We start from the raw sequence: 13,215 nt of genomic DNA, 5'->3' as shown, positions 1-13,215 counted from the left end.
CGGCCCCACCGCGCCCGACGCCTCCGCCGAGGATCTCGCCTGCGCGCGCAGCGTCGACTCGCTCGCGGCCGAGCTCGGGCAGCTGATGGGCGCGCCGGCGGTCAACCTCGCCTGCACCGGAGCGTCGATCAGCGCGGGCCTGCGCGGCGCCCAGACGATTGACGGGCGGGTGCTGCCGCCCCAGGTCGGACTGCTCAAACAGGTCGAAGGCCTGCGGTACGTGGTGGTGGTGATCGGCCCGAACGACCTGTACTGGACGGATTTCCTGCGTTACTGCTACGGCGTCGAGTCGTGTGGGGACAACCTGGCGCAGGGGGAGTTCGCGTACCGGCTGGCCGCCTTCGACCGCGACTACGGCGACCTGCTGCGCGACCTGGCCGACCTGCCCGGGCGCCCGCGGGTCGTGGTGGCCGCGTCGTACGACGTCTTCGCATCTGACGCGGACTGCCCCGACACCCGGGGCCCGGCCGGCGCGGCCGGGCTGTCGCCGGCCAAGCTGCGCCTGTTGATCGACATGAACCGGCAGCTCAACGACGTGCTGCGGGTCGGCGCCGGGAAGTATGGATTCGCCGTGGCCGAACCGAACCTGACGCCGCTGTGCGCCGACCCGGGGTCGCCACTCGGTCCCGACCTGCAACACCTGTCAGACCCGGCACCCTTCCATCCCACCGGGGTCGGGACCCTGCGGCTGGCGGCGGCTGTCGCTAGCGCGCTCACGCCCGATTAATAACATTATGACCGATTAGTGTAAGCCCGCGCTCCGTGGGTACCCCACCGGTCGTGATCGATGTGCGCGAAGAAGCCGGGCGCGACCGCCGCGGGACGAACGCGGCCATGGTGCGCGACCTCTTCGGACGCCTCACCGTCTGGCACGCCTTGTTCCTGGTGATCATCGTCGCGGTCGCGCCACTGCTGTACGTCTTCGATCTGACCCGGACCTCCGCCGTCGTCGTCGCCGGCGGCGCCAGCGTGGTCGCCATCCTGACCGCGGTGTGGCGCCGGACGGTACGCCGTCCCGGCGCCTGGCTGCTGATCGCGCTGTCGGCCGCGCTCCTGACGATCGGGGACGCGTTCTTCGCCCAGGCGACCACCGGCGTCATCCACTCGCCGGAGTTCCCGAACGTCCCGGACATCGCGTTCCTGAGCGCGTACCTCCCGCTGGCGGTCGGCGTGCTGTGGCTGGCCCAACCGACCAGCGCAACCCGCAAACCGCTGCTGGTCCTCGACACGGCGATGCTCGCGCTGGCCGGATCGCTGGTGATCTGGATACTCGTGCTCCGCCCGGTGATCGACTCGACGGCGGGCGGGATATTCACGATGACCGTCGCCGTGGCGACCCTCGTCGGGTACGTGGCGGTCCTCGCGGCGGCGCTCGGCGCGCTGATCAACTTCGGCCGCCGCCCGGAGATCCTGGTGATCGCGCTGGGCACCGCGGTGTTCCTGTTCGCCGATCTGCTCTACATCCGCGCCCGCGTCCTCGGCACGTGGGGAGACTCCGCGCCGGGCGGCTTCCTGCTGCTGACCTTCGTGGTGGCCTGCGGCATCGCCGCTCTGCTGCCGGGTGAGCAGGAACCGAAGCACGCCGCCCGGACGCCGCAGCGCGGGTTCGGACCCATGGGACTGGCCGCGATCTCGCTCGGCCTGCTCGCGGCGCCGACGGTGCTGCTGGTCGAGGCGAGCCGCGGACTGGTGGAGACGGGCTACCTGGTCGGCATCGAAGCACTCGTCATCGCCGCGCTGGTCCTGGCCCGGGTGGCGCTCTACGCGCGGGCGACCCGCCGCCGGGTCGAAGTGACGTCCGTGGTCCGCCGGACCCTCGGCGCGCTCGCCGTCGCCACCAACGAACGACAGGTGCGCGGCATGGTTCGCGACGCCGTCCGGGAGATCCTGCCCGCCGGCACCGACAGCGACGTCCGGCTCGTCCGGGACGGGCGCCGTGGCGTCGTGCCTGAGGTGCGCGCGGGGCCGGGCAACGAGCGTGGGACGCCGGGCCAGCTCGTGTACCCGCTCGACAGCGGCACGACGGTGACAGCCGCCGCCGGTGCTGAGGGCGTTTCAACCGCCGGCGGTGTCGCGCTGGTGACCGCGCCGGCCGGGCTGCTCGACGAGCACTACCAGGCGCTGCAGGCGATGCTGGACCAGGCCGCGCTGGCCCTCGACCGGATCGACCTGGTCCACCGGCTCGAGGAGCGGGAACGGGAACGCTACTTCCGCAGCGTCGTCAACCAGAGCACGGACGTCATCCTGATCAGCCAGGACGGGCACATCGGGTACGTCAGCCCGTCCGCGCTGCGGCTGTTCGGCCGAGACGTACGCGGTGAACGGTTCGACCGGCTCGTGACGCCCGCCGAGGCCGGCGGGCCGCACTGGCGCAGCGTCGAGGACGGCGCGGAGGGCCTCGTCGACCGCCCCGGCGGCGACTCCGCGGTGGTGCAGGTCTATCGGCGCGACCTGACCGCCGACCCGAGCGTCCAGGGCGTCGTCACCACCCTGCGGGACGTCACCCGGGAGCGGGCGCTGCGCCTCGACCTCGAACGCCGCGCCAACGAGGATCCGCTGACCGGGCTGGCGAACCCGACCCGGTTCCAGGAGGAGCTGCGGGCCGACACCGGCAACGGCGGCTGGGCCGCCCTCTTCGTCGACCTCGACGACTTCAAGGCGGTCAACGACACGTTCGGACACCAGATCGGCGACGACCTGCTCACCCTGGTCGCCCGCCGGATCGAGTCGTGCGTACGCGATCGGGACCTGGTGGCCCGGCTCGGTGGTGACGAGTTCGGGGTGCTGCTGCGCGGCGTCGACCTGGCGGCCGCGCGGGCGATCACCCAGCGGATCTCCGACAAGCTCGCCGAACCCGCCACCGTCGGCGGCGTCCGCGTCGACTCGCAGGCCAGCATCGGGCTCTCGTACCTCTCGGACAACACCGACCCGAACATGCTGGTACGCGAGGCGGACAGCGCGCTGTACACCGCCAAGGAGGCGGGAAAGGGCCGCTGGCGGCAGTATCGCGCGGGCATGCCGGCGCCGACGCGACAGAACCTGGGCGCCCGGGACCGGCTCACACGGGCGTTGGAAACCGACGCCCTCACGCTGTTCTACCAACCGATCGTCCGGACCAGTTCGGCCGAGCCGGTCGGCTACGAGGGACTCGTGCGCCTACGCGACGGCGGCCCGCCGCTGTCGGCCGCGGAGATCATCCGGGTCGCGGAGTCGACCGGGCTGATCGCCGAGATCGGCGACTGGGTGCTGACCCGCGCGCTGACGGACATGGCCCGGTTCCACGACGGCCCGTGGGCGGACCGGTACGTCGCGGTCAACGTCGCGCCCCGGCAGCTGCGCCTGCCCGACTTCGGTGACCGGGTGACCCGGCAGCTCGCGCACGCCGGCGTCCGCCCGGACCGGCTGGTGCTCGAGGTCACCGAGGGAGACCTCGTCGGCGAGGACGAGCGCGCCTGGAACTACCTCGAGGACCTGCGCCGGGACGGCGTACGCGTGGCGATCGACGACTACGGCACGGGGTACGCGTCGCTGTCCTACCTACGGCAGGACGCGATCGACCTGATCAAGGTGGACGGGTCCTTCCTCGCGGACCCGGGCTCGGCACGGGCCCGCGTGCTGGTGGAGGCGGTCGCCGACGTCACGAAGCGGCTGGGCCTCGACATGGTCGCCGAGGGCGTGCACGACCGGACCTGCCGGGACCTGCTCGTCGACATCGGCTGCGAGTACGCGCAGGGCTACCTCTTCGCCAAACCGATGCCCGCGGACGCCGCCGCCCGGTGGCACTTCACAGGCCGAGAATAAGTTCTCCCGTATGCCATGCAAGGTTCTTCGCTCCGCTGATGTCTTTGTCTGCTGCAGACCGCGAGCACGAGGCGAGGGCGGTCATCTGGGCGACCACGGACCGTATCGTCGCCGTGGCCGCCCGGGACCTCGTCGTCTTCTCGACGGACGGCAAGCAACTGCAGCGCGTATCGCTGCCGTCCACGTTGCGCGGTGTCGAGAACCAGATCGCCTTCGCGCGGTCCTGACCGCCCACGACACGGTCTATGCTGACCGCCAAGCGTTGACTGACGGCGGAGGGGCTCCGGTGGACACAGCGGGTACGGACGACCAACTGGCCATGCTGGACACCAGCGTGCCGCACTCGGCGCGACTGTGGAACTACCTGCTCGGCGGCAAGGACAACTTCGCCGCCGACCGGGAGGCGGCCGAGCAGGTCCTCGCCTTCCTGCCCGAGCTGGTGCAGTCGGCCCGCTTCAACCGCCAGTTCCTCGGCCGGGCGGTGCGCCACCTGGCCGGCGAGGTCGGCGTCCGGCAGTTCCTCGACATCGGCACCGGCCTGCCCACTGCCGACAACACCCACCAGGTCGCGCAGGCGGCCGCGCCCGACGCCCGGATCGTCTACGTCGACAACGACCCGATGGTGCTGGTCCACGCCCGGGCGCTGCTGACCAGCAGCCCGCAGGGCGCCACCGACTACGTCGAGGCCGACGTGCGGGACCCCGCGGCGATCCTCGACGCGGCCGCCCGCACCATCGACTTCGACCGTCCGGTCGCGATCATGCTGCTGGGCATCCTCAACTTCGTCACCGACGACGACCAGGCCCGCGAGATCGTCGCCACCCTGACCAAGGCGGTGCCGGTGGGCAGCTACCTGGTCATCTCGCACCCGACCCGGGAGGTCAACCCGGAGGCGGTCGACCGTGCGGTCGCGATGTGGAACGACGGCGGCGCGGCACCGATGGCCGTGCGCGACCCGGCCGAGATCGCCCGCTACTTCACCGGCTGGGACCTGATCGAGCCGGGCCTGGTCACCTGCTCGCAATGGCGGCCGGACGGCAACGACACGACCCCTGCCTCCGAGTACGCCGGGGTCGCGCGCAAGAACAGCTGAGTCGGGCTGCAAGTGCGATGCAGTACGTGTCCAGAGTGCCGCAGGCGCCGCTGGGCGGGCTGATCGACGACCTCTACTACCTCGAGGGTGCGCCGCCGTACGCCCTGCTGACGCTGCCGCCCGCGCCGTCGGCGTTGCTCGTCGTCAACCTCGGACCACCGTTCCGCGTCCGCGGCGGCACCGACATCGAGACGGCCGAGTACGCCGACGGCTGCGTGGTCACCATGCCCACCCGCGCGTGGGAGTTCGGCTATCCACTCCGGACCCGATCCGTCGGCGTGCACTTCAAGCCGTGGGGGCTGGCGCCGTTCCTGCCGATGCCCGCGGCCGAGCTGTGCGACCGGCCGGTGACAGTGGAGCAGGTCTGGGGCCGGCCCGCCACTGCCGAGCTGCGGGATCGGCTGGCCACCGCGGACGGACCGCACGAGATGCTGACGCTGCTCGAGGAGGAGCTGACGAGACGGCTGTCCGAGACCGCCGGCCTGCGGCTGGTCCGCCACATGAGCAGCGTCATCGCCGCGACCAGCGGGGCGGTGGCGATCGGCGACCTGAGCGCCGCAGCCGGTGTCAGCAGCACTCATCTGGCACAGCGGTTCAAGGAGCTCATCGGCGTCACGCCGAAGCGGCTGGCCCGCACCCACCGCTTCACCGCCGCCGTGTTCGCGCTCGACCCCGCCGGACCGATCGACTGGGGCGACCTCGCCGGTCGCGCGGGCTACTTCGACCAGGCCCACTTCGGCCACGAGTTCCGGGCCTTCACCGGGCTCACGCCGACCCGGTACGTCGAAGTCCGGCGGCGGTTCCTGCGCGAACATCCCGGCCACTCGATGGAGGGCTGGCCGCTGCCGGCCGATTGATTTCTTACAAGAACGGCAGCTCACGACACGCTAATTTGGGCGGCATCCCAAAGCAGAGGAGAGCCCCGTGGGCAAGGTGGTCATGTACAGCACGGTGTCGGTGGACGGCTTCATCGCGGACGAGAACGACCAGCCCGGACCGCTGTTCGAGTGGTTGACCAGCGGTGACGTCCCGTTGGACGAGAGCGGCGTAGTGAAGGTGTCCCAGACGTCCTACGACTACACCCGACCGTACTGGGACCAGATCGGAGCGACGATCGCCGGCCGGCACGTCTTCGACCTGACCGACGGCTGGGACGGGAAGCCTCCGGGCGGGGTCGACCACGTGGTCGTCGTGACGCACCGGCCGGCACCCGCGGGCTGGGACTCCGAGGCGCCGTTCCACTTCGTCGACGGCGTCGAGGCAGCGGTGGCCCAGGCCCAGAAGCTCGCGGGTGACCGCATGGTCGAGGTCGCCGCCGGCGACGTCGGTGGCCAGGCGCTTGCCGCGGGCCTGGTCGACGAGGTGCGCATGGACGTCGTACCCGTCGTGTTCGGGTCCGGCAAGCGCTACTTCGGGTCCGTCCACGCGCAGCACCTGCTGGAGGATCCCGACGTGGTGATTCAGGGCAACCGGGTGCTTCACCTGCGCTACCCGGTGCGCCGTTGACCCTTCGCGAGGAGGTCTGCGACTCCGGCGATGCCGGCCGTGATGGCGAGCGTGTTGAGGTCGCCGAACCCGAAGACGATGGCCGGCGGCCCGTTCGCGCCGTGGACGCGGTAACGGCCCATTCCGTGCAGGACGATGCCCCGTCGCGCGGCGGCGGTGGTGATCGCCTCCTCGTCGGCGCCGTCGGGCAGGGTCGCCACGGCGTGGAAGCCGGCGTCGAGCCCGGTCAACCGCAGGTGCGGTGCGTGCTGCCCGAGGGCCTCGGTGAGGGCGACCCGTTTGGCCGCGTACGCGCGTCGCATGCGGCGCAGGTGCGCGTCGTACCGGCCGGACTCGATCAGGCGGGCGAGAGCGAGCTGGTCGAGGCCGGGTGAGCCGTGGTCGCTGTGGTACTTCTCGTCGGCGATCGCCCGGGCCAGCCTCGGCGGCGCGAGGACCCAGCCGAGGCGCAGCCCGGGTCCGAGCGACTTGCTGACCGATCCGATCAGGACGACCCGGTCGGGTGCGAGCCCTTGCAGGGCGCCGACCGGCCGGCGGTCGTAACGGAACTCGGAGTCGTAGTCGTCCTCGATCATGACTGCGTCCCGCTCGTCGGCCCACCGCAGCAGCTCCTGGCGACGTGCCGGGGCCAGCACCACGCCGGTGGGCGTCTGATGCGCCGGCGTGAGGATCACGGCCGTGGCCCGGGTTCCGCGCAACTGGTCGACGACCAGGCCGTCCGCGTCGACGTTCACCGGCACGGGATCGAGGCCGGCCCGGCGGACGTGCGCGGTCATCTCGGCGTGGCCGGGGTCCTCGACGGCGACCGTGGACGTGCCCCGCTGTTTCAGCACCCGCAGGGTCAACGCGACGCCCTGGGTGAAGCCGCCGCAGACGACGATGTCCTCGGCGCTGGTGGACGCGGCTCGGACCCGCTGGGCGTACGACGCGAGCACCGCACGCAGCCGCGGTGAACCGGCTCCCGCACCGTAGCCGATGTCCTGTCGGGACGCCGTTCGCGCGGCCTCACCACATGCCCACAGCCAGTCCCGCATCGGAAAGGTGCGCAGATCCGGACGGCCGGGTGCGAAGTCGATCCCGCCGCCGGCCGGTGGTCCGACCGGGGCCTGCGTCGCGGCCGACCGTCGTACGCCCGGGGCCACGCGGGTCGTGCCACCGCCGGTCGCCGTCAGGTAGCCCTCGCTGGCCAGCTGTTCGTAGCTGCCCTGCACCAGCCCCCGCGACACACCGAGGTCGGCGGCCAGCTTCCGTGACGACGGCAGCCGCTCGCCGGACTGCAGCCGACCGGACCGGATCGCGGACCGCAGCGCTTCCTGCAACTGCGCGCCCAGCCGGACGCCCGCGCCCCGGTCCAGGGCGAGCAGGATCTCCGGGCTCAGACCGGACCACTGGACTGCCATGAAACTGGACCTTAACCGTGGCCCAGTCACCGCCGTACGTTCAGGCGACCACCGATCGCAGGAGGCGACGATGAACGACACCGACCACGGCAAGGGCAAGGTGCTCTGGGCCTTCACGATGTCCCTCGACGGGTTCGTGGCCGGACCGCGGCACGACATGAGCTGGATGACCGGATTCACGACCCAGCCGGGGCTGGTCGAGGGTTACATCAGGTCCACGGGTGCCGTGCTCGGCGGTCGGGACGGCTGGGACGCGACCGTGGGCCGCAGCCGACCGTTCGGCGGCGCCTGGGCGGGACCGATCTTCGTGCTCACCCACCACCCCGAGGACGCCACGCCTGCCGCCGACGTCACGTTCGTGAACTGCGGCCCGGCCGAGGCGGTCCGGATCGGGCTCGCCGCGGCCGGCGGCCGGAACCTCGGGGTGTTCTCGCCGACCATCGGCGCGCAGCTGCTCGAGTTGGGGCTGGTCGACGAGATCGACATCCACGTCGCACCGGTCCTGCTCGGAGACGGCATCAGGCTCTACGACCAGCCCGGCGGCACGCCGATCCGCCTGCACCGCCTGGACAGCGCGCACCCCGCGGCGACCGCCCGCGTCCGCTGTCGACCAGCTGGGCCGCGGCGGTCAGTGGCAGGTGCCGTGCCCCTCGTCGCTGGTGGAACCGGTGACCGGGACGAAGCGCCAGTCGTACGCGTCAGCGCTCAGCGTCAGCCGTAGCACTCCGGGCGTGCCCGTCAGCCGGGCCTCGCTGTTGGGCTCGGGCTCCCGGAAGGCGTACGGGCCGCCGCCGCCGGTGCCCACGACGAACTCGCGGACCCCGCGCTGGTCGTCCCGGGCACCCGCCGGCGTCTGGGGTGCGAACCGCTCGTACTGGTGGTTGTGGCCCGTGAGCAGCAGCTCGACGCCGTTGTCGTAGAGCGTCTGGTAGAGCGGCCGCACCGCCGTGGTCGGTCCGTGCGCCGCGCTCGAGGTGAACAGCGGGTGGTGCCACATCGCGACCGTGCATCCGGTCCGCTTCGCGGCCGCCGCGAGGTCCGCGCGCAGCCAGCTGTCCTGCGGCGAACCGGCCCCGCAACCACCGCGTACGACGTCGCAGTTGCTGTTCAGGACCACGACGTGCCAGGCGCCCGCGTCGTACGAGTACCAGCCTTCGCCCGGCTTGCCGGCCGCGGCGCCGAAGTAGTCGAAGTACCCGCGCGCGTCCGGGGTGTTGTACTCGTGGTTGCCGATCACCGGGCGGGTCCGGGCGCGGTGGCGGCCCCAGGTCGGCCCGTAGCAGTCCGCGAACTCCTGTGCGGTGCCGTTGTTGTATGCGTTGTCGCCGAGCGTGAACACCTCGCCGGGGATCGTGTCGAGCAGGTCGGCGGTGCGGCTGTCGTCGGTGCTGGCGCAGGAGGCGATGTCGCCAGCGCCGGCGAGCACCACCCCGGTCGGGGCGGGCGGATCCGTGACCGCGGCGCACGCCGACAGTGCCAGGAGAGCGCCGGCGGTCGCCAGGCGGGTGAACATCACGCCCGTAGAACATCACATCGGGCGATAACCGGCCACTCACTCCGTGGCGGTCAGGCCGCACTCGTAGCCGAGGATGACCGCCTGGACGCGGTCGCGCAGGTCCAGCTTGGCCAGGACGCGGCCCAGGTGTGTCTTGACGGTGCTCTCGGACAGGACGAGAGCGGTGGCGATCTCGGCGTTCGACATGCCGCGCGCGACCAGCGTCAGCACCTCCCGCTCGCGGGCGGTCAGGGCGGCGAGCCGCTCGTCGGCGACGGGCGGCGCCGGCGCCCGGCTCACGTAGTGGGCGATCAGGCGCCGGGTGACGCTCGGCGCGGCGACCGACTCGCCTGCCGCCACGACCCGCACCGCCGAGATCAGGTCGGCGGCGAGGGCGTCCTTCAGCAGGAAACCACTCGCGCCCGCCCGCAGGCCGGCCAGCACGTACTCGTCGAGGTCGAAGGTCGTCAGGATGATGACCTTCGCGGGGTGCTGGCCGGAACGGATGCGGCGGGTGGTCTCGATGCCGTCCAGGCCCGGCATGCGTACGTCCATCAGCACGACGTCGGGCCGGGTGAGCGCCACCACGTCGAGTGCCCTGGGCCCGTCCGCGGCCTCGCCCACCACCTCGATGTCGTCGGTCTCGTCGAGCACGAGGCGGAAGCCCGTGCGCACCAGTGTCTGGTCGTCGACCAGCACCACCCTGATCATCGGTGCGCTTCCAACGGCAGCGTCGCCGCCAGCCGGTACCCGCGTTCCCGCACCTGCCCGGTCTCCAGCGCGCCGCCGAGCACGGCGACCCGTTCGGCGATGCCGCGCAGGCCGTTGCCACACCCGTCCGCGCCCTCGGCCAGCCCCTGGCCGTCGTCGGTCACCTCCAGCTGGACGAACTCCGGATCGAACTCCAGCCGCACCCACGCACCGGCGTCGGCACCCGCGTGCTTGAGCGTGTTGGTCAGGGCCTCCTGCACGATCCGGTACGCGGACAGGTCGACGGCCGCCGGCACGACGTCCGGTACGCCGTCGATCCGCAGGTCGATCCGCATCCCGGCCGACCGCAGCTGGTCGACCAGCTCCGGTATCGCGCCGATGCCGGGCAGCGGCGCGAGCGTGGCGTCCTCGGTGGCGTCGGCGCGTCCGGCGGCGAGCAGCCGGCGCATCTCGGACAGCGACGACCGTCCGACCTGGATCACGTGCTGCAGGGCGGTGGCCGTGCGCTCGGGATGGCGGTCGAGCGCCGCGGCCGCGCCCTGCGCCTGCACGACCATGACCGACATCCCGTGCGCCACCACGTCGTGCAGCTCCCGCGTGATGCGGGTCCGCTCGGCGGCCACGGCGAGCGCCGCCCGCTGGCGTTCCTGCTGGGCCAGCTCGGCGGTGCGCTGTTCGACGGCGGCGAGGTGCGCACGGCGGCTGCGCATGCTGTCACCGACGGCGTACGCCGCGACCAGCAGCAGCCACAGCTCGAGCACGGCCTGACCGGCGTCGACCAGCGCGTCCACGGGGAGTTCAGGGAACGCGGACTTCGTGGTCTTGGCCGGCGTCGCCTCGATGTGCGCGGCCTTGGCTCGATCGGCGGCGTCCACGACGCTCTGCTGCGCCTGCTTCTTGGCCGCCGCCGCCTTCTCGTCGTGCACGAGATCGAGCCGGCTGCCCAGCATCGCAAGGTAGGTCAGGACCATCGTCACCGCCAGCGTGCCGACCACGAGGCGGCGCCGGCGGCTCACCGTGGCCACCGTGTACATCACCAGCGGCAGGGCCAGGACGAGCAGTTGGAACTTGGTCTGCAGGAGCAGATGACCGAGGGTCCCGACGCCCGTGAGGACGATCGCCACGGCGGCGTGCTGGCGGCGGATCACCACCCCGGCCAGTGCCAGGCCGGCGAACAGCCACCAGAGCTGCTCCGCGGGGATGCCCCAGCGGTCCGCGAAGCTGGTCGGGTCGCCGACCTTCTGCCCGGCGAGGAGCCCGCTCACGAACCCCGGCGCCACGGTCACGGCCAGGAGCGCCGCCGCGAGGCCGGCGTCGGTCAGCAGGTGGCGTGGCACGAACCTGGACACGGCTTCCATCGTAGGAACGGCGGGCGCCGATGCCGTCAGACCCAGGTACTACATCGGCGGCACCATCCGCGGCCGAAGCTGGAACGCTGGTCCGACGAGTTCGCCCGCACGGCCGCCCAGGCTTTGCCCATGACGCGAACGAAGTCCCCCGTGCTCCTCGCGCTGTTGCTCGCGGCCGGGCTCGCCGGCTGCCAGGCCGGTGCCGCATCCGGCTCGGCCGCGCCGTCGGCCTCCCCGTCGGTCAGCCGCCAGCAGTTGCTCGCCCTCGGCCAGGAATGGGTCCAGTGCATGCGCGACAAAGGCCTGCCGCGCATGCCCGACGCGCAGCTCACCGAGGACGGCTACCTCAACTTCCCGCCCGTCGACGGCTACAACTGGAAGGAGGAAGCCGCCAAGCACCAGGACATCATCGAGGCCTGCAAGTCGATCGAGGACCGGTACCCGCCGAACGCGTTCCGGCCCAAGCAGCAGCTCTCGGCCGACGACCTGCGCAAGCTTCGCGAGTACGCCGAGTGCTTCCGGACGCACGGCCTCCCGGCGTGGCCTGACCCGGACTCCGACGGATCGTTCGACCTCTCGGGCACCCCGCTGGCCAACGGCGTACCCCAGAACCTGATGGACAGCGCGACCGAAGCCTGCCGCAGCATCTGGAGCGGCAAGATCGGCATCCACGGCGGCCCCGGTGGCGGGGGCAAGAAATGAGATGGCGACGCGGTGCCGGCGCCGTCGTCGCGCTCGTGGTCGCCGTCCCGCTCGCCGTCGGCGTGGCGTACGCCGCCCGATCCGAGCCGACCTCCGGCACCACGCCCACGGCCGGAATTCCCACCGGGACCGCGACGGCGACCCGGGGCACGCTGACCCAGAGCATCCAGATCGACGGCACACTCGCCTACACCGGCACGTACGCGGTGGGCTACCAAGGTGAACCGGGCGTTCTGACCGCCGTGTCACCACCGGGCCGGACCATCGGACGCGGCGGTGTCCTCTTCCGGGTGTCGGACGCGCCCGTGCGCCTGCTGCTGGGGGAGGTGCCCGCCTACCGGGACTTCGGGTCCGGCATGAGCGACGGCCCCGACGTGCGGCAGCTCGAAGCGAACCTCGTCGCCATGGGATTCGACCCCGACCATCGGATGACCGTCGACCGGCACTTCAGCGCGGCCACCGCCGCGGCGATCAGGCGCTGGGAGGGCTCCTGGGGACGGAAGTCCTACCAGCGCACCGGCCGGCTCACCCAGGCGCAGGTCGTCTTCCTGCCCGCGCCCCGGAGATCCGCGCCTGCTGGAGGTTGGGCAGCGCCGGGCCGGGATAAATGGCCGGAACCGGACCTTCGGTGATCACGCGGCCGTCGCCGTAGATCGTCAGGGCCGGGACGCGCCCCGGAATCGACTGCGGTGTCACGAAGCCGCCCGTGTGGGTGACGCGCAGCGCCACCTCGTCGGCGCCGAGCGCCTCGGCCGCGGGCGGGGCCGGCGGCGCGGCGTCCGCGGCGGGCAGGGCGGCACAGGCGGAAACGAGCACCAGCAGCGGAGCGGCGGCCACGGCCGCCCACGACGAACGTCCCATACCCGTTCTGACGATCGGAGGGCCGGATGCGTTCCGCGTGGCACGATCGGATGATGGTGCGTGATGATCACTTGGTCGCACAGGTCCGCGAACTGGTGGGCGCCGACCCCGACGTCGACGAGCGCCGGATGTTCGGCAGTCTGATCTTCATGGTGGGCGGCAACATGGCCTGCGGCGTCCGGAACGACGGCCTGCTGGTGCGGGTCGGCCGGGACGCCACCGACGCCGCGCTGGCCGAAGCCAGCTCGACCAGCATCGCGAGGCCGGCCGCCTTGATCGCGTGCTTGGTCGAGGGCC

At 72.1% G+C, this 13,215-nt stretch carries 13 protein-coding genes; 9 read left to right on the top strand and 4 right to left on the bottom strand.

What is annotated here, in order from left to right:
• The first annotated feature begins 780 nt into the window (after positions 1-780).
• From AB0H87_RS20645 to AB0H87_RS20625, 5 genes are all read left to right on the top strand, one after another.
• Positions 781-3,801 carry an EAL domain-containing protein gene (locus AB0H87_RS20645; protein WP_360147714.1) on the top strand — a complete coding sequence of 1,007 codons (3,021 nt, stop codon included), beginning with the start codon at positions 781-783 and terminating at the stop codon, positions 3,799-3,801.
• Positions 3,802-3,839: 38 nt separating this feature from the next.
• Positions 3,840-4,028 (top strand): hypothetical protein, encoded by a 189-nt coding sequence (locus AB0H87_RS20640; protein WP_360147711.1) that lies wholly within the window; start codon positions 3,840-3,842, stop codon positions 4,026-4,028.
• A 92-nt stretch (positions 4,029-4,120) separates the two neighbouring features.
• Entirely contained in the window at positions 4,121-4,894 is a 774-nt protein-coding gene (locus tag AB0H87_RS20635; RefSeq protein WP_360147735.1) for an SAM-dependent methyltransferase, read from the top strand.
• Between the two features lie 17 nt (positions 4,895-4,911).
• Complete coding sequence (locus tag AB0H87_RS20630) at positions 4,912-5,751, top strand: helix-turn-helix domain-containing protein (protein WP_360147707.1); 840 nt, start codon at positions 4,912-4,914, stop codon at positions 5,749-5,751.
• Between the two features lie 67 nt (positions 5,752-5,818).
• The gene (locus AB0H87_RS20625; RefSeq protein WP_360147704.1) at positions 5,819-6,400 is read left to right on the top strand and encodes a dihydrofolate reductase family protein; all 582 of its coding nucleotides are present in this window, start codon (positions 5,819-5,821) and stop codon (positions 6,398-6,400) included.
• Here AB0H87_RS20625 and AB0H87_RS20620 read toward each other — a convergent pair.
• Positions 6,382-7,800, bottom strand: coding sequence for a PLP-dependent aminotransferase family protein (locus AB0H87_RS20620; RefSeq protein ID WP_360147701.1), 1,419 nt, complete (start codon positions 7,798-7,800; stop codon positions 6,382-6,384). The genes AB0H87_RS20625 and AB0H87_RS20620 overlap by 19 nt on opposite strands.
• A 70-nt stretch (positions 7,801-7,870) precedes the next feature.
• Between AB0H87_RS20620 and AB0H87_RS20615 the strand changes: the two genes are divergently transcribed.
• Positions 7,871-8,521 carry a dihydrofolate reductase family protein gene (locus AB0H87_RS20615; protein WP_360147698.1) on the top strand — a complete coding sequence of 217 codons (651 nt, stop codon included), beginning with the start codon at positions 7,871-7,873 and terminating at the stop codon, positions 8,519-8,521.
• Here AB0H87_RS20615 and AB0H87_RS20610 read toward each other — a convergent pair.
• From AB0H87_RS20610 to AB0H87_RS20600, 3 genes are read right to left on the bottom strand one after another with little or no spacing between them, the layout of a single operon-like run.
• The gene (locus AB0H87_RS20610; protein ID WP_360147732.1) at positions 8,429-9,313 is read right to left on the bottom strand and encodes a metallophosphoesterase; all 885 of its coding nucleotides are present in this window, start codon (positions 9,311-9,313) and stop codon (positions 8,429-8,431) included. The two genes, AB0H87_RS20615 and AB0H87_RS20610, sit on opposite strands and share 93 nt — an antisense overlap.
• A gap of 39 nt (positions 9,314-9,352) precedes the next feature.
• Positions 9,353-10,006 carry a response regulator transcription factor gene (locus tag AB0H87_RS20605; protein ID WP_360147695.1) on the bottom strand — a complete coding sequence of 218 codons (654 nt, stop codon included), beginning with the start codon at positions 10,004-10,006 and terminating at the stop codon, positions 9,353-9,355.
• On the bottom strand, positions 10,003-11,355 hold the full coding sequence (locus tag AB0H87_RS20600) for a sensor histidine kinase (protein ID WP_360147692.1): 1,353 nt from the start codon (positions 11,353-11,355) through the stop codon (positions 10,003-10,005). The genes AB0H87_RS20605 and AB0H87_RS20600 overlap by 4 nt, the downstream gene beginning before the upstream one ends.
• Before the next feature lie 129 nt (positions 11,356-11,484).
• Between AB0H87_RS20600 and AB0H87_RS20595 the strand changes: the two genes are divergently transcribed.
• The 3 genes from AB0H87_RS20595 to AB0H87_RS20585 all read left to right on the top strand — a co-directional run.
• On the top strand, positions 11,485-12,057 hold the full coding sequence (locus AB0H87_RS20595; protein ID WP_360147689.1) for a hypothetical protein: 573 nt from the start codon (positions 11,485-11,487) through the stop codon (positions 12,055-12,057).
• Positions 12,054-12,689: a peptidoglycan-binding domain-containing protein gene (locus AB0H87_RS20590; RefSeq protein WP_360147686.1), complete on the top strand. Its 636-nt coding sequence runs from the start codon at positions 12,054-12,056 to the stop codon at positions 12,687-12,689. Before AB0H87_RS20595 ends, AB0H87_RS20590 begins: the two co-directional genes overlap by 4 nt.
• Before the next feature lie 282 nt (positions 12,690-12,971).
• The coding region (locus tag AB0H87_RS20585) for a TfoX/Sxy family protein (RefSeq protein ID WP_360147682.1) at positions 12,972-13,215 on the top strand (244 nt) is incomplete at its 3' end.

Origin of the sequence: Asanoa sp. NPDC050611, assembly GCF_040654855.1 — a bacterium.
Classification (GTDB): Bacteria; Actinomycetota; Actinomycetes; order Mycobacteriales; family Micromonosporaceae; genus Asanoa.
This window is presented reverse-complemented; position numbering and strand designations above follow the sequence as displayed.